This is a genomic window from Streptococcus vestibularis ATCC 49124, assembly GCF_000188295.1.
Taxonomy (GTDB): Bacteria; Bacillota; Bacilli; order Lactobacillales; family Streptococcaceae; genus Streptococcus; species Streptococcus vestibularis.
The window spans coordinates 374228-399264 of sequence record NZ_GL831112.1 but is presented as its reverse complement, the minus strand read 5'-3'; the positions used below and the strand labels follow the sequence as shown (position 1 = coordinate 399264).

Genomic DNA, 25037 nt, shown 5'->3' with positions numbered 1-25037 from the left:
ATCTTCTATTTTTCAAAATGTGAACCGAACTTAACAAATTCGGCGACTTCATCTTTCTTACCGTCGTGAAGGTCACGGACAATTTTTGATCCCACGATAACACCGTCTGACACAGCGTTAAAGCGTTTGATGTCTTCCTCTGTTGACACACCGAAACCTGTGAGGACTGGAATGTCTGCATGGGAAGTCAAGTTAGACAAGTGCTTATCAAGGTCATCACGGTAATTACCAGTCTTACCAGTGACACCATTGATGGCAACGGCGTAGATAAAGCCTTCTGCACCATCAATCAACTGTTTCTGACGGTCAATGCCTGTAGTCAAGCTGACCAAAGGCACGAGAGCAATATCACTGTCTTTCAAATAAGGGGAGATAAAGTCAGCATGTTCATTTGGCAAATCAGGAATGATGAGTCCCTTGACAGAAGTCTCTGCTAAATCTTTGACAAAGTCTTCAATACCATACTGATAAACTGGGTTGATGTAGGTCATGATAACCAAAGGCACCTGTGTTTTTTGTTCCTGAAGCTTCTTGATGATAGCTGTTAAGGTCACACCTTTAGCTAAACTACGTTGTCCTGCCAATTCAATAACAGGGCCATCAGCCACTGGGTCAGACCATGGAATACCGACCTCGATAGCTGAAACACCACTATTTTCCAAGAGAGCAATAGTCTCAAAGAGTCCGTCTAGACCTTTAGCGTGGTCACCAGCCATGATATAAGGTACAAAAATGCCGTGTTTACTGTCTTTGATAGCTTGTAGGTGTTTTGTTAGTGTTTTTGTCATGGTTTATTTCCCTTCTGCTTCAGCTTCGAAACGTTCTTTAACCTGCATCACGTCCTTGTCCCCACGACCTGAAAGGCAGACAAGGAGACTTTGGTCTGGCGACATCTTAGCTGCCACTTTTTGTGCAAGCGCAATGGCATGGCTAGACTCAAGGGCTGGGATAATACCTTCCAAACGTGATAGAAGTTTGAGGCCTTCGAGAGCTTCTTCATCTGTGATAGAGTCGTAAGTCGCACGTCCAATTTCGTTGAAATAACAGTGCTCAGGGCCAACCCCTGGGTAGTCCAGACCAGCTGAGATAGAGAAGGCTTCCATGATTTGACCATGAGCATCTTGGAGGACATCCATAAGCGCTCCGTGTAGAATACCTGGACGACCTTTGGCAAAGGTTGCAGCGTGTTTATCGGTATCAAGTCCCAAACCAGAAGCCTCAGCACCATACATAGCTACTGACTCGTCATTGACAAATGGGTAGAACATACCGATAGCATTTGAACCACCACCGATACAAGCCATTACAGCATCAGGCAGTTTACCGCCAGAAATCTCTGCATATTGGCGTTTGGCTTCACGACCGATGACAGATTGGAAGTCACGAACAATTTCTGGGAATGGTGCTGGACCAAGGGCAGACCCCATGATGTAGTGAGTGTCATCAATACCTGCTACCCAAGCACGAAGGGCTGCATTTACAGCGTCCTTAAGCACGCGCGAACCATCTGTGACGCTAAATACCTTGGCACCAAGCAACTCCATACGGAAAACGTTAAGCGCCTGACGTTTAACATCTTCCTCACCCATATAGATCGTACAGTCCATGTCAAAAAGAGCTGCAGCTGTCGCTGTTGCAACACCGTGTTGACCTGCACCAGTTTCGGCGATGATTTTCTTCTTGCCCATACGTTTGGCAAGCAAAACTTGACCAAGGGCATTGTTAATCTTATGGGCACCTGTGTGGTTAAGGTCCTCACGTTTAAGGTAAATTTGTGCCCCACCAATATGATCAGTCAATCGTTTGGCGTGGTAAAGAGGCGTCTCACGGCCCACATAGTTTTTGAGGAGATCATCCAATTCCACTTGGAAACTTGGATCTTCCTTGGCTTCACGATAGGCCTTGTCCAATTCAATAACGGCTGTCATCAGCGTTTCTGGAACGAACTGACCACCGAATTTTCCATAAAATCCTTTTGCATCAGGTTGTTGATATGTCATGCTTTCACTCTTTCTATAAATGCTTTAATCTTATCTAAATCTTTGTGACCATCTGTCTCGACACCCGAGGACACATCTAAGGCATAGGGCTGGAAAGTCTCCTTGGCCTCTGCCACATTGTCCACAGTCAAGCCACCAGCGATGAAATAATCCTGTTCAATCTGTTTGTCCGCCAAGAGTTGCCAGTCAAAGGTCTGACCACTGCCAGCAATGGGAGCATCAAAAAGAAGATAATCCGCCTGGCTCTTGACCTGAGAATCACTATCCGAAATCTGAATAGCTCGAATAACTGGTACTGATATCTCTGGAATCAGAGCTTCATCAAAAGTTCCATGAATCTGGACGATATCTAAGGGAACTTGACTAATCGCTTCTTCCAGTTCCTCAAGGCTTGGTGCAACAAAGACACCGACGATTTTTGTCTGGCCTGTCACTCCTTTAGCTAGCTTGTGAGCTTGTTCAAAACTCACTTGACGCTTGCTTTTGGCGAACACAAAGCCAATGTAGTCAGCACCTGCTTCAACTGCAGTTGCTACCGCTTCTGGTGTCGATAATCCACAAATTTTAACCTTTGTCAATTTGCAACTCCTTAACCTTCTCAGCCACATTGTCAGCCGTCATAAGGGCAGTTCCTACCAAAATCCCATTAAAATATGGGGCAACAAGGGCAGCATCCTGACCTGTGAAAATAGCTGACTCAGAAATATAAACAGGCTTGTCCTTGAAATGCGTTGATAACTCAAGACTGGTATTGATATCTGTCTCAAAAGTGACCAAATTACGGTTGTTAACACCAATAATCTCAGCACCAATACGATGAGCCACTTCCAATTCTGGTAGATTATGCGTTTCAACCAAGACTTCCAAGCCAAGGCTTGTCGCAAAATCGTAGAGCTCCTTGAGGCGAGCCTCTGGCAAGGCCGCTACAATCAAGAGAATGACTGTTGCACCCGCATTACGACTACGCACAATCTGTTTCTCATCAATAATGAAATCCTTAGCCAAGGTTGGAATAGCCACCTGTGACGAAATTTCTTTTAAGTAGGAAATATCACCCTTGAAGAAGACCTCATCCGTCAAAACAGAAATCATAGCTGCCCCATTTTCCTCATAGGTCTTGGCCTGAGCCACAATATCCACATCTAAGTTAATATCACCCATACTTGGACTGGCTTTTTTCACTTCAGAAATAATTTGCAGCTTGTTTTGATTTGACTTGAGAAACTCATAAAGACGATAGGTCTGACGCAAGGGCTGCAAGTCCTCCATGACCAACTGAGCCACTTCTTTTTCTTTTTGTTCTAAGATTGTTGGGAGAAAGGCTTTACTCATACTTGTACCTCTTGGAGTTGGCGAAGTTTCTCAAGGGCTGAGCCGTCTGCAATCAATTGACGAGCAAGCTCTACACCTTCCTTAATAGTCGCAACCTTACCATTGGCAAAGAAGCCGAGACCTGCATTAAGCACTGTTGTTTCAAGATAAGGACTAGCTTCGTTTTTCAAGACACTAAGGAGAATCTCTGCATTTTCCTTGGCATCGCCACCTGTGATGTCAGACAACTCAACCTTTTCCATACCCAAATCTTCATAAGTGAAAGTGTGCTGGCTGATGTGACCATCTTCCAAAAGGGTGTAGGTGTTGGTGCCATAGAGGGCAGCTTCGTCCATATTGTCAGGACCTGTGATAATAACCGCACGTTTACGTCCCAACTGTTGAATAGCATTAGCAACAATCTCTTGTAATTCCACACGGTAGAGGCCCATGAGTTGTGTCTCAAGATCAAGTGGATTAGCCAGTGGCCCAACCAAGTTCATAATCGTTGGAATCCCAAGAGCTTGGCGGGCTGGACCAATAAAACGCATAGCTGGATGCATGGTTTGGGCAAAGATAAAGGCCAAACCAACCTCGTCAAGTGCTTTAGATAGGGTTTCTGGTGATGCCGCAACGTTGATTCCAAGAGCTTCAAGGACATCTGCCGAACCAGATTTAGAGGAAATCGAACGGTTCCCAGCCTTGGCCATACGAATTCCACCTGCTGCTAAGACAAAGCAAACCGTTGTTGAAATGTTGAAGCTATAAGACTGGTCTCCACCAGTACCACAGTTACACATAGCATCTGTGAAGGTCTCAGGCAAGACCGTCGCATGTGATTTGAGGGCACGCACGATACCTGTGATTTCATCTGCTGTTTCTCCCTTAGTTTTAAGCCCCATAAGAAAGGCAGCGATTTGGCTTTCTGAGACTTCATTTTTGAGAATACGGTCAAAGACTGCTTGGACTTGGTCTTGAGACAAGTCTTGTCGGTTTGAGATTTGTAGGAATATTTCTTTCATATCTGTTTTCCTTTTCAAAAACGGTTCAAAGTTTTCTGATGCACGAGGAGATGTTTTGAGCGTAGACCAATTTAGTCAAAAGACTGACCAACTAGCCTGCAACGATTTTCACGAAATTTTCAACCATCTTGAGCCCATCTGGACTTCCGATGCTTTCTGGGTGATATTGCAAACCATAAATTGGTAGCTCCTTATGTTGAATGGCCATGATTTCTTGATCATCAGTTGTGATAGCTGTCACATCAAAGCCCTCTGGCATTTGGTCAACAACGATGGAATGGTAACGCATGATTGGGACATCATTGTCAATATCCTTGAAAATCGGCGATGGCGTTTCAAAAGTAATATTGCTTTGTTTGCCATGCATAACATTCTTAGCCAAGCCAAGTTTACCACCAAAAGTTTCCGCAATAGCCTGGTGCCCCAAGCAAATTCCCATCATCGGTTTTTTACCAGCGAAATCCTTTATCAAGGCTTCCATTTTACCCGCATCAGCTGGCCAACCTGGACCCGGTGAAAAGACTAGTCCGTCAGCTTTTTCCGCTTCTTCATATAGGTTCGCATCATCGTTACGCAAGACCTTTACCTCTGTAAATGTCCCTAGGTATTGTGCCAAATTATAGGTAAAAGAGTCATAATTATCAACTAGTAAAATCATTGGGCATCTCCTATTCTTGTCATAGCTTTCGCCTTGTTAATCGTTTCGTAAAATTCATTTTCAGGAACACTGTCATAGACAACACCTGCACCTGCCTGAACATAGGCTTTTTGATTTTTGAGAATCATAGTACGGATAGCAATGGCAAAGTCCATATCTCCTGTCGCAGACAGATAACCAATAGCTCCCGCATAAATACCACGTTTTTCCTGTTCAAGCTCATAGATACGGCGCATAGCACGAATCTTAGGCGCTCCTGACACGGTTCCAGCTGGTAGGGTTGATTTAAGAGCATCAAGGGCTGTCAACTCAGGCAAGAGTTGCCCTTTGACCACACTGGTAAGATGCATGACATAGCGGAAATACTCAACCTCCATATACTTAGTCACCTTGACCGTACCATTTTGGGCAATCTTACCAATATCATTACGTCCCAAGTCAACCAACATACGGTGTTCCGCAGTTTCTTTAACATCATGTGAGAGTTCATCCGCTAGAGCAGCGTCTTCAGCCTCATTGGCACCACGAGGGCGAGTTCCAGCAATCGGATTGGTGACCACCTCTCCATTTTTCACTGAAACCAAGCTCTCTGGGCTGGCACCAATCACCTGATAATCTCCAAAATCATAGAAATAAAGGTAGTTTGATGGGTTGGTCACGCGCAAGTTACGGTAGTAATCCAAAGGATCTCCCTCAAAGTCCGCTGAAAAGCGTTGACTAAGCACACATTGGAACATATCTCCCTCACGAATGAGTTTCTTAGCCTTAGCCACCATGTCCATGAAGACTTCTTTTTCGATATGATTCGAAAATTGCAAAGCTTGCAAGGCCTGAGGTGTAAACTCGTTTGGCGCCTGAGTCTGTAGGCTCGTTACCACCTGACCAAGAGCCTGACGCACCGCATCGTTGTCACGACCAGAGTAGATATTGTCCTCAACTACATAAACCTTTTCCTTCTTGTGGTCAAAAATCAAATAAGACTCATAGATGAAGAAATGCATATCAGGTGTTCCAATCGTATCTTCAGGAATATCCCCGATATTTTCATATAGACCAATCATATCATAGCCTGCAAACCCGATAGCACCACCTGCGAAAGGTAGGTCAGACTTGATGCCCTTGACTGTTACTTGGTCCAAGTATTCGAAAGGATCCTGATCAATCGCCTTACCATTTTCATAAAGAACACCATCCTTGAAGGTTACTTCAAAGACCGGATTGTAGGCAACAATAGAAAAACGTGCATTTTCCTTCTCACGAGGAATAGATTCAAGGATAACCTTGTGTTCTCCCTGAACACGCATATAAGCCAAGATTGGTGTTAAGGTATCGGCTGGTAAAATTTTTCTCATAGTATTTCCTTTCAAACTGGTTTATCGAGAGTAATAAGACTGATGCAAGACTCCTTTATAGGATGTATCGGCACCACTATTGTTCTTTGTTAACTTTATCTTCCAAAGCAATAAAGGCTTGAATCATGCTTCGCTAAACACTTTCAACCACATCTGGTGACAAGCCAAGCTCTAGTGCCTCCTTGCGACGGTAGCTATCACTTGCGCAACACGATTACTAGCCTGGACAGTAGCCTTGTCTCCCTTGGGCTTAAGCTGTCCTGCCTTTTCCACAAGTCTTTGACGTTGGGCCAGTAGTCGAATTAACTCTCTATCAATATCATCAATAACACTTCGAACATTGCTTAATACATCCATAAATACCCAAGCTTTCATTAAACAATAAAATGACACTTCTTTTAGGTAAAGAGACCTTTAAAGATAAAAGTAAACAAAAAACCTCACAGAGAAAAACTCTGTGAGGGCATTAAATCTAGTTTAACACGGTACCACCTCAGTTAACAGTCTCAAAAAACGACCATCATCTCTATCTCCTCCAACAAGGAGTTGCACGGTAAGGGGTGCCAACCGAGAAGAATATGTGTTACCTTCTCATTATCATCCAATCAGCCCAATGTTCGCTCATCTCGATTACCTACTCACAATCACCGCAGGCTCCCTGAAAATCTAAGACCAGTTACTTTCTGATTTACTAATCATTATACTCCTTTAAAAAAAGATGTCAAGAATTTTCTGTTAATTTTGACAATTCTTCTCCTAAAAAATTCGTCTATAGCTAATCCAGAGAGTGAGATAGCCTTGTCCCTAAGCTATACAAAATAAAAAAATCCCCAAAGGGACTTTCTTTGTTTGATAAACAACGGCAGGGGGACAATCCTGCATCTCTTTCAGACCCGAAGGTGCGGCGGCTGCCTCTTCCGCCCTCGTTGTTATTCCTTACCCATATTATATCACATTTTCTTCACTCTACCAGCATTTATATAGTTTTTCAGCTTAGAATCTTTAATCACAAACATGGTACGGACATTAAGTTTATCACATAATCTGACCGCTACCAAAACATTACCATCAATACGTTTGATGTATTCCAAAGACTGGCCATTAGGATGGCGACCGATATAGTCCGGATGAGCAATAATCTCTGGAATACGTTCATAGGTGGCATCAAAATCACTGAATTCCTGGCGATGTTTTTCCATATGCTTCTTACGTTGTGCAGACAGCGTGATGTCTTCACCAGGATTGTAGTCCAAATCAAAAGCTTTAATGACTTTTGGCGTCAAGTGCCCTACTATTTTCATGCCTCTATTGTACCATACCTAGTGCCCATCAAGGATTTTCCTAATGTTCAGCTATCAAACAACTCAAGCCTGTTACCAAGCCCGAGTTTTGCTTTATGCTTTTTGGAAAGCACCTTGTTTATAGCTAATCCAGAAGAAAAGCGGTGTACAGATAGCCATTGCGACCAGATAAATTGGCAAAGTGTAGCTATTAAGTGTTGAGATTGCAATCACATCTCGAAGATAGTAGGAGCTGATTAGGAAGCCAAAGACTGAGTAGATAATCAAGGCCACGCGCCCCTTATTCAACGGGATACAAGCACGAATAACGGCAAGAACACCCGTTGATCCCATCATATAATAAGACAGCGTCAGCATGTCCGTATTGCTCATGCCAAGATAGACCTGAGACAGATGGAAAATAAGAACACTGATAACCAGCATCAAGGCATTAGGAATAGACAACTGGAGCGAACGTCTGAGGAAATGTTTCTCAACAGGTCGTATATTACGTTCGAAGGTCAAAATAAACGGTGGAAAACCTTCGATAAATTGACCCGCCAAAGTCATCTGAACTTGAATAAAAGGGAAGACCAAGAGGTACTCTGCCTTACCAAAAACAATACTGGCAATACAGATAAGCCCCAAAAGGAAGGAATAAACAGTTTTAATGAGGAAAATCGGTGCAATGTGGGCAATATTATTAACCACACGGCGTCCCTCAAATAGAATTTCAGGAATGTCCTTAAACTCAGAATCCATAAGCACTAAGTTGGCAATCTGACGTGTTGCAGGATCTCCCTCTGCCATAACAATCGAACAATCCGCTTCACGCAGTGCCAAGATATCATTGACACCATCACCAGTCATAGCTGTCGTATGCCCATTGGCATTAAGGGTTTGGATTAACAACTTTTTCTGGTGCGGAGATACACGACCAAAAATCGCAGTATCCTCAGCCAAAGCCTCCAACTCCTCATCGCTGACCTTAGAACAGTCAATATAGCTTTGATAGTCGGCAAAACCAGCTTGATGAGCAATATGAGAAACCGTCACTGGATTGTCACCAGAAATAATCTTAAGCGTCACATCTTCTGAACGCAGGTATTCCAGAGTTTCTGCAGCATCCTCACGAATAGGATCGGCAATTTCAAGTAAAGTCAAAGCCTCGACGTCATTCGGCAAAATCATGGTCTCTGTATCAACACCTGACTGACTCCAAGCCAAAATCAAAACACGAGACCCTCGTGCCTGAGCCTGATCGACTGCTTTGGGATTTTCTTTAAGAAGCATCTCAGGTGCCCCCAAAAAGAGAGTTCCAAGCCCATTAACGCTCACAGCACCCCATTTACGATCACTTGAAAATGGAATAACGTCACCTACTTGATAATGATGTTCCAGACCCTCATAAGCATTTCGAATAGCCTGAGCTGTTGCATTTTTATCCTTGCTATGTTGCATATAAGCCGCAAGCAAACGCTCCAACTCCTCTTTCGTAAAACGCTCTGACAGTAGTTCCAGTCCTTTAACTGTCATCTTTCCTTGTGTAATCGTCCCTGTCTTATCTAAACAAAGCACATCTACACGAGCCAAGGTTTCAACAGAGTACATCTCTTGCACAAGGATGTGTTTCATCCCAAGCTTAATGACAGCCGTCAAAAGTGATGTAATGGTCAAAAGAGCAATTCCCTTAGGCAACATTCCCAGAAGGGCTGTCGAACTGGTAACGACCGACTCTTGAAGAGAAAGCTGCTTAATCATGTAAGCTTCAAAAAAGAGTGCAAGCCCAAATGGTATAACAATCTTTCCCGTAAACTTAGCAATCTTATCCATATTATAAAGGATACGGGACACGATTGGCTTATGAGTCTTGGCCTCTAACATGAGCTTGTTGGCGTAATTGTCCTCGGCTACGTTAATGACCTTAGCATAGACCTGACCACTCACAAGATAAGAACCCGAGAGTAGCTCCTTCCCATCTTTCTTTAGAATGTGATCACTCTCACCAGTCAGCATAGCCTCGTTAAGCTCAGCCATCCCATCAATAACCACGGCATCACTGGGCACCTGCTCACCCGCAGACAAGAGCATGACATCATCCAAGACAATATCCTTAGGATCGATAGAAACAAGCTGTCCATCACGCACCACACGAATCTGATCCTGATTCATGAGATTAAGCTTATCAATCATGCGACGGGCACGCAACTCCGTCATCATCCCCGTAAAAGCATTAAGCACAATAATCCCAAAGAAAAAAAGATTAGACCAAGCCTGAACAGCAATCAAAGCCACAAAGATTGCAAAATTGAGCACATTAAAGGAGTTAAAGACATTACGCCTAAAAATCTCCCAATTGCTGGAGCCAGTTTTTGCTTTAAAATGATTTGTTTTACCGGCATCTATCCGCCGCTTGACCTCCACCTGCGTCAAGCCTTGTAACTGTTTTTTCATAACTTTCATAGTAGCATAAAAATGAGGTGTTTTCAAAGGTTAGCCGTCATAGCCGTCATGAATAGCAAGGAAATAGACCTACTATATCGAGCCGCTATCCCCACCTTTTTTATCAAATTAAGCTACTTTCAAATAGCAAGGGCAGGAGTCCCTACAAAACACTTCTATGCTATCTTTTTCTCTAATTAAACCTACTTTGATAAATTAAATTAAACAACCACTGAAGATTGATTAATGGTTTTGGTTGAGCATCAATCACTGGTTGGACGGTCTCTCTAATTTCTTTTTTGACTTTTCGTTGATTATATTTAATATTGTGATAACGTTTGTCAAAAGCATGTTGGATAGAAAAATTACGATCAAAAAGATAACTTTCACCTGAGTCCAGGAAAAAAAATAGAGTACCATTCGTAAAACTTAATACAGACGTTTTAGTTCCTTTTTCTCTAGTTATAGCGTACGACCCATCATCATCATAGCTAATACCTTCTATTTCCGGTGTATAGGCCCAACCCATATTCTCCATCAGCATAATGATGTCCGGTTCTGTCCCCTCCTTATAAGGGATATGCTGAGCATAATAAACAGAGTTAAATTTTAAATTAATAAAGGTAAATAGGCTCATTCCTAAGACTGTATACAGCCCTATAATTAGTCCTACAAAAAGCCCCAAAATATTTCTTTTTCGCATTCTTTTCTTCTCTTTCTTTTTCTATCTCCAATCGAATTTTGACTGGATTAACAATAAACCATTGTACACTATTTTTAACAAGTCTTACAATTTAAAGATTTCTTGTTTTTGTAATCGGTCCGATAGTTTTTTTGCTAGAACCTCTTGATAACTTCGTTCTAAATAGACTGAACTCCCCTATAATACCAGATTCTCTTTGGCCCTCTCTCATTTTGTTAATCAAGCTAAACATGGTATAATAGTTAAGATTTTTATACTACTCATTTCTGGGCAGAAGTGGGCAGTAAAATTTAAGAAACAAGGGCCAACCCCTTGATATGAAAGGAATCTAGAAACTATTATGATGAACATGCAAAACATGATGAAGCAAGCTCAAAAGCTTCAGAAACAAATGGAAAAAAGCCAAGCTGAGTTGGCTGCTACAACCTTCACTGGAAAATCAGCACAAGACTTGGTTGTGGCTGAATTAACCGGTGACAAAAAAGTCGTTAACATCACTTTCGCTGATGCTGTTGTGGATCCTGATGATGTGGAAACACTTCAAGATATGACTGTTCAAGCACTTAACGATGCTCTTGGACAAATTGACGAAGCGACTAAAAAATCAATGGGTGCCTTTGCAGGTAAATTGCCATTCTAAAAAATGAAAAGGAATCTCGCGATTCCTTTTTCTATACACTCATTTAGCAACTCAGCCGTAATATACAAGAAAATACTTGGACAAGAAAGGCACTGCACCCCAATAATGGGACAAGAAAAAAATTCTCATGCGACCAGTTTTCTGTACTCTACAGGAGACTGACCATTTAATTTTCGTTGAATTCTAGTTTCATTATAAAATATGATGTGATTTTTAACAATATCTGTTATATTATCTTTGGTTAAGTTTCTCCACTTAGGAAGCATGATTGAAGATAGATAAAGTCTACAGTTTCCAAAGTAAAGGTAGGTGATGTCTGTGACAAGCTTCTCCATAGGCTTGTCTACCTGAAAATCACGATCTAGCTTATTGTCTGTTACGTGGTAAGTTTTACCTAGATTTGGTACTTTCTTGGGACGTGTCCGACAGAGCCATCCACTCTCCTTCATGATACGATAAACTTTCTTCTGATTAACGACAGGACTATGAATTTTCTTGAGCAAGCAAGTGATGGTTCGATAGCCATAAATAAAGTGATTTTCCATACAGAGTTGTTCGATTTTATCTGCTATGTCATCTCTTTTCTGAGAATTCTTACACTCCTGTTTCCAGCGATAAAAGGTCGACCGTTTGACACCGAAACACTCTAAAATAATAGATACGGGCACATTTTCTTATACTCTTCCACTAGCTTGATAAGACTTACTTTGTCGATTCTCTTACCAAGCTCTGATACTTTTCCACTTCAGATAACTGCTCCATCCCTTTACCATAAGTATATTGTTTCCCCACAGGTTAGTGGAAACGGTACAATTCATCATTCTGATACCATCGCCACCAGGTCTTCACCTGACTAGCATTTTTGATACCGAGGGTATCCATGATAACCTTATTTGACTTACCCACCTTCTTCATTTCGATACAGGCTAGCTTAGTTTCTACTGAATATGCTTTTTTGACCATAACAAAACACTCCTGTTTCTAGTTTACCAGAATTCAACAGGAGTGTTTTCTTGTGTCTCATTTTACAGGTGCAGTGCCAGTCCAAGCGTTTTTTATGTTCGATAACTTATTTCGTTTTAGTCTTTGCCAACTCCAGACAGTAGGTCTTTACATGACAATGAGGGCAAGTCAGTTTCCGAGTCCTTGGTGTATGTCCGGCAAGAGCAAACTCTTTAGAACTAGGCTCAAAAGTCCTATGACAGTTAGGACAGAGGTATTCAAACTGCTTTCTATAGCGAAACACCACTAAATTTACACCTATTAAAAATGCAGGGCAGATAATAAACAAACCTCTCGGATCCTTAAAATAATAAATAACTATCAGTAGGCCTATCAGATAAAGAAGGGATGTTAGAACGACACTCCCATACACTCTCAACTGCAAATGACGCCATGATTTTTGATTTTCCATAAGACGTGAAATGTCTGACAAATCTTTCAGCGAAAGTTGACGCCGTTTAGCAGTAGCTTTTTGCAAGTGACGGGCACGTTTTAGTTTAACCTCTATTTCCTTCGAAGACTTTTCTAAACTCTCGATTTGGTCTGTCAACAAAAGCTCTAAAACCTGTTCCCTATTCTCCTCTTGCAAGAGTTTCTTGATTTGTTTGATTGAGAAGTCCAAATCTCTTAAGAAACAAATGACTTGCAGACGTTCCAAGTCTGATTCGTGATAGATTCTCCGACCACCTTCTGTGACTTCAGACGGCGTCAAGATACCTCGCTGATCATAGTACTGGACAGTCCTAACAGACACTTCTGCTGCCTTAGCCAACTCTCCTGTTGAAAACTGAGACATCTCAGTCACCTCCTTTTAAGATTTTCTATCAAAGGAGGACCTTGACCACCCTTGATACCTAGATTCTACCTTATAACGCAAGGTAATATGCAAGCCCTAACCCTAGAGGATTTTCTTTTCTTACAGAAAAAGTTAGCCATCACTCTTTACACCCTTTACAGCTTCTGTAAAGCCCTAGTCGAAAAGGCCACCCAAACCTAAGGCAGCAAAAGGATTGTTACTGACTTCTTCCTGTTGCTCCAAAAGTTTGGCATTCTCATCTAATTCGAGAAACTTCTCGTAAATCTGTGCGGTCATACGAGCATCCTCCAAGCTGTTATGACCGTGTCCCTTGATTCCAAAGAAATCTGCCACACTAGTCAACTTGAGGTTAACAATACCGTTCAAATCAGAAGCACGACGGTCAAAGGCCTCATCGAAAACATCTAAAGCATATTGCTCTTCCAAGTCTAAACCATTTTCAGCTAGAATAGGCAAATCTGATTTAAGAGCATTGTAGCCAATAAGTGGAGTGTCTCCAACAAATGATTTAAAATCCACCAGAACAGACTCTAGCTTTGGTGCCTTGGCAATCTTATACGCTGTAATTCCAGTCAAACCATTGATAAAGGATTGCAAAGGAACATCCGAATAGACGAAAGAATCAAACTGGTCCACTTCCTCATGCTGATTCAGCTTAATGGCCGATACTTGGATAATATGACTAACCCCATCCACCGTGTTAAACTCCAAATCAAAGGCAATATAAGTTTCTAAATTTTCCATTTTAATCTCCTACAATAGTTAAAGCTGAGACTGAGTCCCAGCTTCTTTTTTATTTTCCAAATAGACGTCCAAAGAAACCTTTTTTAGAAGCTTCTTCTTGTTTGGTCTGGATTTCTTCCACTTGGGCCTTGGCTTCGTCAACCTCAACCTTAGCCTCGTCAAGTTCCAGTTTAAGCTCTTCCTTGTCCTTCATAGCAGTCAAGGTCAATTGCTGTTGTTGATCAATTTGCTTGTCCTTTTCGGCGATTTGAACGTCTTTGACACGCAATTGGTCATCCATGTTAGACAACTGCTCGTCCTTAGCCTTCAACTGAGCATACAGACGGGCAATCTCAGAGTTTTTCTCGTCTACAAGAATCTCCAACAACTCACGTTGTTTTGTTTCTTCATCGATTGGCTCATCATCAAAGATGGTTTTCTTGTAAATTTCCTCCAACTTAATTAAGCCACTGCGTTTAACGACAGTAACTCCTTTAGCATTTTTTTCTAGATCTTCTTCTGGAAGTTGTTTGACACGATTATTGACTGCTTGACGACTAACACCAAGGATTTCAGCAATCTCGCTGACTGTCTTTTCAATACTCATAATAGCCTCATTTTCTCTTGAAATGTCTCACTATGAGAATATCACAATCACTCCTTTCTGTCAATTTGACTAGTTATTCTGGATATCTGAAGGACTTTTTTCCTTTCACTCTTCAAACAATTGACTTGATAGGAAGCTAAGCTTTTGGTTAACTATGTGTGGGTATAAATGTATATAGAAGGAAAGTCTTTGACTTAAACAATCGGTACTTCCAAATTGGGTTTTGTCGGTATCAGATCTGTTGTATCTAGGAATGGTGGGAACAATTCCACAAGGTTTGAGAATTTCATTCTTGCTCCAATTTTTGATGGCATTCGAGCAACCTTGGTTGCAAAACGACTTGATATTGAAGCATCAATCACATTATCTTCAACGGTTTGACTGTTGGAGTTTTTTTATTGTTACTTTACTCGCTTACTAAAGCCTCATATTGCCATCCGAGATTGAAAAAAGCCCTAAATTATGCCATAATAAACAAAAGCAAAATAGAAAGAATGAGTCCTATGAAAAACTTCCGTGATGATATTAAGGTCAATGATTTGGCCCAGCCCTTTTTAGAGCCAATCATCGAACAAATGACCACTGTATTCGACCCAGAGATTGAGCTAGATATTTACAACCTTGGTTTGATTTATGAAATCACCGTCGATGAAAATGGCCACTGCTACTTCCTTATGACCTTTACTGATACTGGTTGTGGCTGTGAAGAGACTATGCCTTATGAAATCGCTGAAAAGCTAAAATCCATTGACGGTATTAAGTCTGTCAAGGTGGAAACCACTTATTCACCAGTCTGGAAGATGACACGTATCAGTCGTTATGGACGTATTGCTCTTGGTATCTCACCTCGAGGCGGAAAATAAAAGGAAAACCGGTTGGACATTTACAACCGGTTTTTTACTAGAGCAACAACAGACAAACCATTACTTGTCACCATACTGCCAACAACTGTCTTAAAAATTAATATCAAAAAATCACATCGAACAAATGTCCGGTGTGATTTTGTTTTATATCATTTCATTAGGCTTTACCTGATTTATCCATGTTCCAGAAGTCGGTAACGGCACCACGTGACGCTGAAGAAACGATGTGAGCGTATTTACCAAGGACACCACGGCTATAAAGTGGTGGCAACTCAGTTTCGGCTTTACGTTTCGCCAACTCTTCGTCTGAAACGTGCATCGTAATTTCTTTGGTATCTTGGTCAACTGTAACCATATCACCTGTACGGAGGTAGGCAATAGGTCCACCAACCTGAGCTTCAGGAGCAATGTGACCAACAACGAGTCCGTAAGTACCACCTGAGAAACGTCCATCTGTCAAGAGGGCAACCTTATCCCCTTGACCTTTACCAACGATCATTGAAGACAATGACAACATTTCTGGCATACCAGGACCACCCTTAGGACCTACAAAACGTACAACAACTACGTCGCCATCAACGATTTCATCAGAAAGAACTGCTTCGATGGCGTCTTCTTCTGAGTCAAATACTTTAGCAGGACCAGTGATGTTACGAACTTTAACCCCTGATACTTTGGCAACCGCACCTTCTGGAGCCAAGTTACCTTTCAAGATAATCAATGGACCATCAGCACGTTTAGGATTTTCAAGCGGCATGATGACTTTTTGACCTGGTGTCAAATCATCGAAGGCCTCCAAGTTTTCTGCAACAGTCTTACCAGTACATGTGATACGATCACCGTGAAGGAAACCATTCTTAAGAAGGTATTTCATAACGGCTGGTACACCACCAACATTGTAAAGATCTTGGAAGACATATTGACCTGAAGGTTTCAAGTCAGCCAAGTGAGGCACACGCTCTTGAAAATCGTTGAAATCTTCAAGTGTCAAATCAACGTTAGCTGCATGAGCAATAGCGAGCAAGTGAAGTGTCGCATTTGTTGAACCACCAAGTGCCATTGTGACAGTGATGGCATCTTCAAAGGCTTCACGTGTCAAGATATCTGATGGCTTAAGACCTAGTTCAAGCATCTTAACAACTGCACGACCTGCTTCTTCGATATCTGCTTTCTTCTCAGCTGATTCTGCAGGGTGAGATGATGATCCTGGAAGGCTCATTCCCATTACTTCGATTGCTGTCGCCATTGTGTTGGCAGTATACATACCACCACAACCACCAGGGCCAGGGCAGGCATTACATTCAAGATCTTTAACCTCTTCTGCGGTCATATCACCGTGGTTCCATTTACCGATACCTTCGAAAACAGAAACCAAGTCGATATCCTTACCGTTAAGGTTACCTGGTGCAATGGTACCACCATAGGCAAAAATCGCTGGAATATCCATGTTAGCAATGGCAATCATAGAACCAGGCATATTCTTATCACAACCACCAATAGCAACAAAGGCATCGACGTTGTGACCACCCATAGCTGCTTCGATTGAGTCAGCGATGATATCACGAGATGTCAATGAGAAACGCATCCCTGGTGTCCCCATCGCAATACCATCTGCAACAGTAATCGTACCAAATTGAACTGGCCAAGCACCCGCGTCTTTAACACCTTCTTTGGCAATTTGTCCAAAACCGTGCAAGTGGATATTACATGGTGTGTTCTCAGCCCAAGTTGAGATAACCCCAACAATAGGCTTTTCAAAACTATCATCCGTCATCCCAGTCGCACGAAGCATGGCACGGTTAGGTGATTTAACCATGCTATCGTAGACAGAAGAACGGTGTTTCATGTTATTTTCAGACACGATATTTTCCTCCATAGTTAATAACTATTCTAATTTAAACTTCTACTCCTATTCTAACATAAATTATCTAAAAAAACTGACCATTTACAAACTATTCTCCCTTTTTAAATTATGCTAAAATAAAGGCATGAAACATTTTGATACTATCGTTATTGGTGGGGGTCCTGCTGGCATGATGGCGACTATTGCCTCAGCCTTCTATGGCCAACAAACCCTTCTAATTGAAAAAAATAAACGTCTCGGAAAGAAGCTGGCTGGTACTGGTGGTGGACGTTGTAATGTTACTAACAACGGGACTTTAGACGATCTTCTAGCAGGTATTCCAGGTAATGGCCGTTTCCTCTATAGCGTCTTTTCACAATTTGATAACCACGATATCATTGCTTTTTTCGAGGACAATGGTGTCAAACTTAAGGTTGAGGATCACGGACGTGTCTTCCCTAAGACAGATAAATCACGGACCATCATCCAAGCTCTGGAAAATAAGATTCAGGAACTTGGTGCTAGCATACTCACCAATACAGAAGTTGTCTCTGTCAAAAAAGTCGATGAACAATTTCAGGTTAAGTCTGCAGACCAGATTTTTACCAGTGATAAACTCATCGTCACAACTGGGGGAAAATCTTATCCATCAACAGGTTCAACTGGTTTTGGTCACGATATCGCCCGACATTTCAAACTTCATGTTACTGATCTTGAAGCTGCAGAAAGTCCACTCTTAACCGACTTTCCACATAAAGCTTTACAGGGAATTTCTCTTGACGATGTCACGCTGTCTTATGGAAAACACAAGATTACTCATGACCTTCTTTTCACCCATTTTGGACTATCTGGGCCGGCTGCCCTACGTTTATCTAGCTTTGTCAAAGGAGGTGAAATATCCCATCTAGATTTTCTTCCTAACCATAGCCAAGAAAATCTCAAGACCTACTTTGAGGAAAATCGCGAGAAATCTGTTAAAAACACTCTCAAAGGTCTAGTGCCTGAACGTGTCGCTGAATTTCTAGCAGGAGATAAGGCAGATAGCAAGATTAAACAACTCCATCCAAAAGATTTGGAAAAGCTTATCAGTCAACTCAAGGAGATGGAAATTCCAATTACAGGCAAAATGTCACTTGCTAAGTCCTTTGTAACCAAAGGTGGCATAGACCTCAAGGAGATTAATCCTAAGACCCTAGAAAGTAAAAAAGTCCCTCATCTACACTTTGCAGGAGAGGTCCTTGACATCAATGCACATACCGGTGGCTTTAATATTACTAGCGCCCTCTGTACTGGTTGGATAGCAGGAATTCAGAGTCCTTGGGATTAGAAAGATTTTTCAATTAAGGACAACAAAAAGTTCCCTTCTGTCATAGAAGGGATTTTTTGTCTATTTCTCAAAGGAGAGGAGGGGATTCGAACCCCCGAGCCCCGTTAAGGACTACACGCTTTCCAAGCGTGCGCACTCGGCCTCTATGCGACCTCTCCACATCAAACGATTAGCCTATTAATGGCTAATCGTTATTTTTAATCAAGTTTTCAAGAGTTAATCTTTAAACTGGGCCTCTACTCGATAGATGACCTGACCTTTTTCTGAGAACTTACGCTCGTATTCAGTCATGACGTTGCCTTCATAATCACTGGCATGAAGGTCCAACCAAACTTTGTTGAGAACCATTCCATACTGTGAAAAGCTCGCCAAACTGTATTCAAAAAGTCCACGATTGTCTGTCTTAAAGTGAATCTCTCCATTTTCAGGCAAAATTTGCTTATAAGTATCTAGGAAAGTCTTGTATGTCAAACGACGTTTCTCGTGGCGACTCTTAGGCCATGGATCTGAGAAATTCAGATACATCATATCCACTTCGCCATCTTCAAAATAATTGGTCAAGGCTGAACCATCCACGCGCAAGAGTTTGACATTTTCAGCACCCGAAGCCAAAACCTTATCCAAGGCATAGCTCAATACAGACAGCTGAATATCAATACCAATGTAGTTGATGTCAGGGTTTTGTTGGGCCATACCAGTAATGAAGGCCCCTTTACCAGATCCTACCTCGATATGGATAGGATTGTCATTACCAAAAAGCTCATGCCACTTACCTTTAGCAGCCTCCGGCTCAAGGATAACGTACTGAGGATGGTTAGCTAGGTGTTCCTCTGCACCTTTACGTTTTCTAACTCGCATGTCTACTTTCTAATATCTGTGCAAGGTCTCTCTGAATTTACGAAGTTCATAAATTTCTCGGTTGGCATGTTCCATATCACGACTATCAAAGAATTTTGAAATCTGTGTCAAATATGAAAACTGCCCATACCAATAAATCTTGTCCATCACAAGGTCGTTGTTCTTATAGCCATAGTATGACAACCACTGTGGCCAATGTGCCAATGGAATGTAATGGCTGAGGATCTGCGCCACATCATACATACGATCTGTTAGACGTACAGAATCCCAATCAACCAAATAAATCAATCCTGAGGTTGTGATGACAAAGTTACTATGACGAGCATCTCCGTGAACAATTGTTGCAATTTCCGCACGAAACTCTGGAAGATGACGTTTCAAATCTCTAACAACGTCTTGAAGGAAGCCATTTTCACGCAATTGGTAAGCGGCATTTTCCTCCCACTCGTGTAGAAGATCGAAAGGATTTTCAATATGATAATCCAACTGCAAGAGTTGATTAACCAAGTGTTTAGAGCGGTGCAAATTACCAAGAATTTGGATAATCTGTTTACTGTTCATGTCATGTTTGGTCAAAATACGACCATCAAGCCACTCCTGTGCACTCATCATGTCACCATTTCCCAGACGCTTAGCCCACAAGAGCTGTGGTGCAATCTGTTCCTTGGCAAGAGCTGCCAAGATTGGTGTTGTATTCATCTTCACAAAGACGCGATCTCCGTTTGGGTAAGTTCCCATATAGGCCTTACCACTATTTCCTTTGAGAGGAGTCAGGCTCAAATCTTTATCTGTTGATGTCACCTAGGCATCTCCTTTTTCTTTAGTCATTCGTTTCTATTTTAACTTATTTAATAGGTGTTAGTCAATCATCTTCTTAAGCTTGGCTGGTAGGTAAACAAGGCTCAGAACTAGCATCATTCCAACCAAAATCAGGCTAAACTTAAGGTCGAAGAGACAAATAGCCTGTACCAGAGTCATCCCAAGTACAATCTGGCTAATCAAGCGCTTAAGATTGCTTACCTGCATGTCTTTTCCAACTGGCATAAGGTTAGCCATTCTCTGATAAGCAAAGTGCGATTTAAGTGCCGTGAGCTGAAAGAGCAAGAGGTAATCAAAAACAACCACAAGCACCATAGCCAACCATTTTTCAGGAACCAAAAAGATAACTAGAAGTGTTAGGGCAAACAGGCGTAAACTAAGGGCAAAGTAATCCCCAGAACGCAAGAAGGCTCTTAGGTAAAGATTGTACCAAGTATGTTCCTTGTCTTTCTTTGTACGTTTGAGAATACCATCCAAATAAGCACGGCGTTTAACACTCGACGTAATCCCTTTAACATTGGTAAAGAGTGAAAAGAACTTCAGAATCGATTGTTGACGCTTATTTTCCGCTGCAATAGCCTCAGTCCAATTCAGTCCAGACTGCTTATAAAAAGGTTGAGCCTTTTTCTGAAAAATGAAGTACTTAAGAATAGCCATAGCCACAGCTACAAGGATAACTCCCCAAACTGGAAGTCCCAAGGCTAAAAAGAGCGGAATAACCAAAATAAAAATCAGGCTTTGTACGATTACCCAAAATCTAAAAGCACGCCCTGTTGCCTTCTTAACATGGTCTAACACCTCTTCTTCCTTCACCAAAAGGTAATGCTTATCAGCTGGCTCTAAATAAGTCGCAATATTCCCCCAGAAAGGCAATAGAAGACAAAGCACTAGCAAACCAAGAATGATTGCCCACGGATTCTTTGGAAAATGTCGAAGCAACTGGCTATACTGAACCAATACAAAACCTAGCAGAAAGAGAAGAACCAAGATAAAGTGATCATTAAAGACGTAGCGACTATACTTAGCACAGCGGGCATTGAATCGCTTGCTACGCTCCTTAAATAGCTTAGCTATCATGACAATTCTCCCTTAGTCAACTGCATATAGATATCGTTAAGACTAGCACTATCGTTGCCAAAAGTCTGACGGAGCTCCTCGAGAGTCCCTTGTGCCAAGACCTGTCCATGGTGCAAAATCACAAAGCGATCACACATCTTCTCAGCCGAATCCAAAACGTGAGTCGACATGAGAATCGCCTTTCCCTTAGCCTTTTCCTCAGCCAAAAGTTCAATCAAATCAGAAATCGCCAAGGGATCCAAACCTAGGAAGGGCTCATCAACAATGAGAAGACTTGGACCAACAATAAAGGCACAGATAATCATGACCTTCTGCTTCATCCCTTTTGAAAACTGAGTCGGGAACCAGTCCAACTTTTCATCTAAGCGAAAAAGCTTAAGATACTTGTCCGCACGTGCCATTCCCTCTGTAACATCAAGGCCATATGCCATCAGCACCGTTTCCAAATGTTCACGAAGCGTCAATTCTTCATAAAGACTTGGCGTTTCAGGAATATAGCCAATCTTCTGACGATAGCTAGCTGGATCTTGTTGAATCGTTAACTCATCAATGGCAATCTGTCCCCCATAAGGTGTTAAGAGACCAATAATCTCGTTAATTGTTGTTGATTTCCCAGCACCATTAAGACCAATGAGACCAACCAATTCACCATCAGCCACCTCAAAAGTCACATCTTTTAGGACGGGAATATTAGCGTAACCACCCGTCACCTTTTCTAATTTAAGCATTATCTTTTCTCTCTTTGGTATGATATAATCTATTATAACAAAAACTCATGGAAAGGTCGTTATTATGGATAATTGTATTTTCTGTAAAATTATATCTGGAGAAATCCCTTCATCAAAAGTCTACGAGGACGACAAGGTTCTAGCCTTCCTCGATATTTCACAAGCTACAAAAGGACATACCTTGGTTATTCCTAAAGAGCACGTTCGTAACATCTTAGAAATGTCTGCTGAAACCGCTGAGACTGTCTTTAGCCGTGTTCCTAAAATTGCTCGTGCCGTGCAAAAAGCAACTGGAGCAATCGGCATGAATATCCTTAATAACAACGAAGAAGTTGCTGGACAAACCGTCTTCCATGCTCATATTCATCTCGTTCCTCGTTACGGTGCAGACGATGGTATCCACATGGGATTTGACGAACACGAACCAGACTTCGCTGCCTTGGTCGACCTTGCTGACAGCATTGCTAAAGAGGTAACAGAATGAAACTCGGACGCTTTCTAGCTCTTGGAACCCTTGCCTACGGTGCCTACTACGCCTATAAACGACGTGAAGACATCAAAGAGGAAATCCTAGACCTCAAACAATCACGAGAAAATATCTCTCACGATCTGGACAGAATCAAACGCAACCTTGACATCATCAAGGAACAAAACCTTGTGCTTGATGACATCAAACAAGACCTCAGCTATAAAACACGTATCTTCCAAAAAGACCTAGAACCTCGACTTAGCATCATCCAAAAACATTTGAAAAAATATCAAAGTGAAGATAAAGAATAAAGGTAAGTAGCATAGGCTACTTACCTTTTTATTATTCAGTTTTTTCAGCATTAAAAGAACTTATAGAGACTTGAGTTGTTGTAAACTCATTATCACCCTTAGACTGAGAGAACTCAAACAGAGTCTTACCAGATGGAGCCCAGTTATTAGCAGATACGTACTGTGTACCAACTGTAACACCATCAGCATTTACCAAATTAATGGTTAGGTAGATATCTTTTATTGAATATTCTGTTGTATTCTCAACTGTTGCAGAATAATATTTTGTATATTCATTAGACTTAGTATTATCTACTGTAAAATTGATATTCTTAACAAGATTTTCAATAGCTTCTTTCTTTACATTATTATCTTTAACTTCATTTCCTTGAGCAAGTAACTCTGATAAACCATCTTTATCTTGTACCGGAATAGAATTCATTTTATCTATTTCAGAAAGTAGAGATGTTCTTTTACCAAGATGTTCATCCCACTTGGTATCAAAACTATCCGAACCATAAGTTTTCGAAATTTCTAATCCATTGTTTAATTCATTAATATAAGAAATTGCCAATTCTTGAAGTTTACTATCCTTAAACTTCTTATCTTTATATCCACTAATTTCATCTAATTCTTTATTAATTGCTTTTTTTAGCGAACGAGCCGAGTCACTTTTTTCACTATCAACATACTTCCAACGAGCATCTAGACCCTTAGCTAAAGATTTTACAAAAGCTTCATCATATGTCTTACTTTCATTAGAGCTTGTACAAGCTGATAAAGTAATAATCCCAACTAAAAGCAATAATAGAATAGTAATCTTTTTCATAAAATTTCCTCACTATTTAATTTTTTATATATTTTTAATTTCATTAACTGTCAACTATTTATGAAAATAAAATGATTTTTTTATGCTTTTTCAGATTATTACAAATAAATTGAACTAACACTATTATTTTCTTCTCTCGCTCCACTCTTCCTCCAAGTTCTACCTTGTTTTATAGCAGTGTCTGAATTGATTTTATTATTTATTACATTTCCTGCTATCGCTCCTAAACCGAGCCATTTTGCTATATTACCTAATTTATTGATTACCTCTGAAATTGTAGCAAAAATCATGATAATTACCACGAATGCCATAAAGAACAACATTGGCCAAAATAAATCCATTTTACACTCCTTGAAATAATTTTCTCATATTCAACTATTAAAGAAATTTTTTCAGGCTCGCTAGATACAATGAAGCACCTATTATTCCTAAGATTCCGCCAATCCATCCTAAGAAAGGAATAAGAGAAATCGCTCCTCCAACAATCAATAGTACACTAGGAGCAGTTCCTACCGGTGTATCCCCTTTATAATATACAGCACCAACTATTCCAAGTACTAGTAGTGCTAGCTTTACAAGATATACAAACAAAGTCATTAATACAATCGCAGCTTCTGATCCCGAAGATGCTACACCTACAATAAACCAGAATGCAAAAAGAAGAAAGATGCCTCCGATTAGTCCCACTACTCCATTTGTTACGGCTAATGTTTTTGTTTTCATTTAATCTCCTTAATTATATTATTGAATTTGAGTTGAAATATTATCTGTATATTCCTTCAATCCATTACGGTAATTTTTCAAAAATTCAACTAGACTATCTTTACCAATAATCTTCGTGTTTCCCATCGCACCGTATTCTTTCTTCTGTTCTTCCAAAGATTTCAATGTTTCTTGTTTCATTTGCTCAATTGTATTTGCATCATCTAGTACTGTACCAGCGACAGCATTTTGATAATTCGTTAGATATTCATCAACAATTTTTGAATACATCGTTATATAGTCGTTATAGGTTGAAATACTCCTAATTGTGGCATCAGATGTGTCCTGAGGGTTAAAATTACTTGAACTTACAGAACTTGAAGAGCTTGATATTGTTGAAGAACTTGATGTTGTTGAAGAACTTGAAGAACTCGAAGAGCTTGATGTTATTGAAGAACTTGAAGAGCTTGATGTTGTTGAAGAACTTGAAGATTTACTTGTAACGCCTCCTGAAATATTTTTTGCAGTATTTATTAAGTTTTTACTAGCCGAACAACCTGTTAGTGCTATAGATAGTAAAATCACTGAAAATGTAAATAAACAATTTTTCTTTTTCATAAGAACCCCTAACCTAAATTTAATTTTCCGTAAATATTATATATATATATATATATA

30 protein-coding genes, 1 tRNA gene and 1 pseudogene are annotated in these 25037 nt (G+C 40.8%); 5 read left to right on the top strand and 27 right to left on the bottom strand.

What is annotated here, in order from left to right:
- Positions 1–5 precede the first annotated feature (5 nt).
- From trpA to HMPREF9425_RS02070, 11 genes and pseudogenes are all read right to left on the bottom strand, one after another.
- A complete protein-coding gene (gene trpA, locus HMPREF9425_RS02120; RefSeq protein WP_003096370.1) occupies positions 6–788 on the bottom strand; it encodes a tryptophan synthase subunit alpha in 783 nt (260 codons plus the stop codon).
- A gap of 3 nt (positions 789–791) precedes the next feature.
- Complete coding sequence (gene trpB / locus HMPREF9425_RS02115; protein WP_003096368.1) at positions 792–2000, bottom strand: tryptophan synthase subunit beta; 1209 nt, start codon at positions 1998–2000, stop codon at positions 792–794.
- Positions 1997–2578, bottom strand: a complete 582-nt coding sequence (locus HMPREF9425_RS02110) for a phosphoribosylanthranilate isomerase (RefSeq protein WP_003096366.1) — start codon at positions 2576–2578, stop codon at positions 1997–1999. Before HMPREF9425_RS02110 ends, trpB begins: the two co-directional genes overlap by 4 nt.
- On the bottom strand, positions 2565–3332 hold the full coding sequence (trpC, locus tag HMPREF9425_RS02105; protein ID WP_003096363.1) for an indole-3-glycerol phosphate synthase TrpC: 768 nt from the start codon (positions 3330–3332) through the stop codon (positions 2565–2567). The genes HMPREF9425_RS02110 and trpC overlap by 14 nt, the downstream gene beginning before the upstream one ends.
- A complete protein-coding gene (gene trpD, locus HMPREF9425_RS02100) occupies positions 3329–4333 on the bottom strand; it encodes an anthranilate phosphoribosyltransferase (RefSeq protein WP_003094346.1) in 1005 nt (334 codons plus the stop codon). The genes trpC and trpD overlap by 4 nt, the downstream gene beginning before the upstream one ends.
- Positions 4334–4424: 91 nt before the next feature.
- Positions 4425–4991: an aminodeoxychorismate/anthranilate synthase component II gene (locus tag HMPREF9425_RS02095; protein ID WP_003093386.1), complete on the bottom strand. Its 567-nt coding sequence runs from the start codon at positions 4989–4991 to the stop codon at positions 4425–4427.
- Complete coding sequence (gene trpE / locus HMPREF9425_RS02090; protein WP_003093688.1) at positions 4988–6343, bottom strand: anthranilate synthase component I; 1356 nt, start codon at positions 6341–6343, stop codon at positions 4988–4990. The genes HMPREF9425_RS02095 and trpE overlap by 4 nt, the downstream gene beginning before the upstream one ends.
- 133 nt (positions 6344–6476) lie before the next feature.
- Positions 6477–6700, bottom strand: a pseudogene (locus tag HMPREF9425_RS02085) (chorismate mutase).
- Between the two features lie 593 nt (positions 6701–7293).
- Positions 7294–7644: a PBECR3 domain-containing polyvalent protein gene (locus tag HMPREF9425_RS02080; protein WP_003096357.1), complete on the bottom strand. Its 351-nt coding sequence runs from the start codon at positions 7642–7644 to the stop codon at positions 7294–7296.
- Positions 7645–7737: 93 nt separating this feature from the next.
- A complete protein-coding gene (locus HMPREF9425_RS02075; protein WP_003096353.1) occupies positions 7738–10086 on the bottom strand; it encodes a cation-translocating P-type ATPase in 2349 nt (782 codons plus the stop codon).
- Between the two features lie 172 nt (positions 10087–10258).
- The gene (locus HMPREF9425_RS02070; RefSeq protein WP_003096350.1) at positions 10259–10768 is read right to left on the bottom strand and encodes a hypothetical protein; all 510 of its coding nucleotides are present in this window, start codon (positions 10766–10768) and stop codon (positions 10259–10261) included.
- 340 nt (positions 10769–11108) lie between these two features.
- Between HMPREF9425_RS02070 and HMPREF9425_RS02065 the strand changes: the two genes are divergently transcribed.
- Positions 11109–11408: a YbaB/EbfC family nucleoid-associated protein gene (locus tag HMPREF9425_RS02065; RefSeq protein ID WP_002884818.1), complete on the top strand. Its 300-nt coding sequence runs from the start codon at positions 11109–11111 to the stop codon at positions 11406–11408.
- Between the two features lie 125 nt (positions 11409–11533).
- On the opposite strand, the gene HMPREF9425_RS10650 is transcribed toward HMPREF9425_RS02065, so the two are convergent.
- The 6 genes from HMPREF9425_RS10650 to HMPREF9425_RS09675 all read right to left on the bottom strand — a co-directional run bounded on the left by HMPREF9425_RS10650 (position 11534) and on the right by HMPREF9425_RS09675 (position 14919).
- Entirely contained in the window at positions 11534–12076 is a 543-nt protein-coding gene (locus HMPREF9425_RS10650; RefSeq protein WP_003096346.1) for an IS3 family transposase, read from the bottom strand.
- Between the two features lie 127 nt (positions 12077–12203).
- Complete coding sequence (locus tag HMPREF9425_RS10645; protein WP_003096344.1) at positions 12204–12371, bottom strand: IS3 family transposase; 168 nt, start codon at positions 12369–12371, stop codon at positions 12204–12206.
- Positions 12372–12477: 106 nt separating this feature from the next.
- Positions 12478–13206, bottom strand: coding sequence for a MerR family transcriptional regulator (locus HMPREF9425_RS02050; RefSeq protein ID WP_003096340.1), 729 nt, complete (start codon positions 13204–13206; stop codon positions 12478–12480).
- 174 nt (positions 13207–13380) lie between these two features.
- Complete coding sequence (locus tag HMPREF9425_RS02045) at positions 13381–13971, bottom strand: 3'-5' exonuclease (protein ID WP_003096338.1); 591 nt, start codon at positions 13969–13971, stop codon at positions 13381–13383.
- 49 nt (positions 13972–14020) lie between these two features.
- Positions 14021–14557: a DUF536 domain-containing protein gene (locus HMPREF9425_RS02040; protein WP_002884601.1), complete on the bottom strand. Its 537-nt coding sequence runs from the start codon at positions 14555–14557 to the stop codon at positions 14021–14023.
- 194 nt (positions 14558–14751) lie between these two features.
- Positions 14752–14919: a hypothetical protein gene (locus HMPREF9425_RS09675; protein WP_003096325.1), complete on the bottom strand. Its 168-nt coding sequence runs from the start codon at positions 14917–14919 to the stop codon at positions 14752–14754.
- A gap of 141 nt (positions 14920–15060) precedes the next feature.
- Between HMPREF9425_RS09675 and HMPREF9425_RS02035 the strand changes: the two genes are divergently transcribed.
- Positions 15061–15420: a metal-sulfur cluster assembly factor gene (locus HMPREF9425_RS02035; RefSeq protein WP_037621331.1), complete on the top strand. Its 360-nt coding sequence runs from the start codon at positions 15061–15063 to the stop codon at positions 15418–15420.
- 157 nt (positions 15421–15577) lie between these two features.
- Here HMPREF9425_RS02035 and ilvD read toward each other — a convergent pair whose 3' ends face one another.
- Positions 15578–17296 (bottom strand): dihydroxy-acid dehydratase, encoded by a 1719-nt coding sequence (ilvD, locus tag HMPREF9425_RS02030; protein WP_002891655.1) that lies wholly within the window; start codon positions 17294–17296, stop codon positions 15578–15580.
- A gap of 112 nt (positions 17297–17408) precedes the next feature.
- Here ilvD and aao point away from each other — a divergent pair, with 112 nt between their 5' ends.
- Positions 17409–18590 carry an aminoacetone oxidase gene (gene aao / locus HMPREF9425_RS02025; RefSeq protein WP_003096319.1) on the top strand — a complete coding sequence of 394 codons (1182 nt, stop codon included), beginning with the start codon at positions 17409–17411 and terminating at the stop codon, positions 18588–18590.
- Between the two features lie 71 nt (positions 18591–18661).
- On the opposite strand, the gene HMPREF9425_RS02020 is transcribed toward aao, so the two are convergent.
- The 5 genes from HMPREF9425_RS02020 to HMPREF9425_RS02000 all read right to left on the bottom strand — a co-directional run bounded on the left by HMPREF9425_RS02020 (position 18662) and on the right by HMPREF9425_RS02000 (position 22072).
- Positions 18662–18748, bottom strand: a tRNA-Ser gene (locus tag HMPREF9425_RS02020).
- 58 nt (positions 18749–18806) lie between these two features.
- Positions 18807–19448, bottom strand: coding sequence for a tRNA (guanosine(46)-N7)-methyltransferase TrmB (gene trmB, locus HMPREF9425_RS02015; protein WP_003096317.1), 642 nt, complete (start codon positions 19446–19448; stop codon positions 18807–18809).
- A gap of 9 nt (positions 19449–19457) precedes the next feature.
- Positions 19458–20249, bottom strand: a complete 792-nt coding sequence (ccrZ, locus tag HMPREF9425_RS02010; protein WP_002884270.1) for a cell cycle regulator CcrZ — start codon at positions 20247–20249, stop codon at positions 19458–19460.
- 57 nt (positions 20250–20306) lie between these two features.
- A complete protein-coding gene (locus HMPREF9425_RS02005; RefSeq protein WP_371748832.1) occupies positions 20307–21341 on the bottom strand; it encodes an ABC transporter permease in 1035 nt (344 codons plus the stop codon).
- Positions 21341–22072: an ABC transporter ATP-binding protein gene (locus HMPREF9425_RS02000; protein ID WP_003096306.1), complete on the bottom strand. Its 732-nt coding sequence runs from the start codon at positions 22070–22072 to the stop codon at positions 21341–21343. The genes HMPREF9425_RS02005 and HMPREF9425_RS02000 overlap by 1 nt, the downstream gene beginning before the upstream one ends.
- A 64-nt stretch (positions 22073–22136) precedes the next feature.
- On the opposite strand from HMPREF9425_RS02000, the gene HMPREF9425_RS01995 reads away from it, so the two are divergent.
- Together HMPREF9425_RS01995 and HMPREF9425_RS01990 are read left to right on the top strand one after the other, a co-directional pair.
- Positions 22137–22556 carry an HIT family protein gene (locus HMPREF9425_RS01995; RefSeq protein ID WP_003096304.1) on the top strand — a complete coding sequence of 140 codons (420 nt, stop codon included), beginning with the start codon at positions 22137–22139 and terminating at the stop codon, positions 22554–22556.
- Entirely contained in the window at positions 22553–22852 is a 300-nt protein-coding gene (locus tag HMPREF9425_RS01990) for a hypothetical protein (RefSeq protein WP_003096302.1), read from the top strand. The genes HMPREF9425_RS01995 and HMPREF9425_RS01990 overlap by 4 nt, the downstream gene beginning before the upstream one ends.
- Before the next feature lie 31 nt (positions 22853–22883).
- On the opposite strand, the gene HMPREF9425_RS01985 is transcribed toward HMPREF9425_RS01990, so the two are convergent.
- The 4 genes from HMPREF9425_RS01985 to HMPREF9425_RS01970 form a co-directional block, all read right to left on the bottom strand.
- Complete coding sequence (locus HMPREF9425_RS01985; protein ID WP_003096299.1) at positions 22884–23660, bottom strand: FxLYD domain-containing protein; 777 nt, start codon at positions 23658–23660, stop codon at positions 22884–22886.
- Positions 23661–23758: 98 nt separating this feature from the next.
- Complete coding sequence (locus HMPREF9425_RS01980) at positions 23759–24001, bottom strand: hypothetical protein (RefSeq protein ID WP_003096296.1); 243 nt, start codon at positions 23999–24001, stop codon at positions 23759–23761.
- Between the two features lie 37 nt (positions 24002–24038).
- Positions 24039–24383: a hypothetical protein gene (locus HMPREF9425_RS01975; protein WP_003096294.1), complete on the bottom strand. Its 345-nt coding sequence runs from the start codon at positions 24381–24383 to the stop codon at positions 24039–24041.
- Positions 24384–24401: 18 nt separating this feature from the next.
- Positions 24402–24980, bottom strand: a complete 579-nt coding sequence (locus tag HMPREF9425_RS01970) for a hypothetical protein (RefSeq protein ID WP_003094615.1) — start codon at positions 24978–24980, stop codon at positions 24402–24404.
- Between the last annotated feature and the right edge of the window lie 57 nt (positions 24981–25037).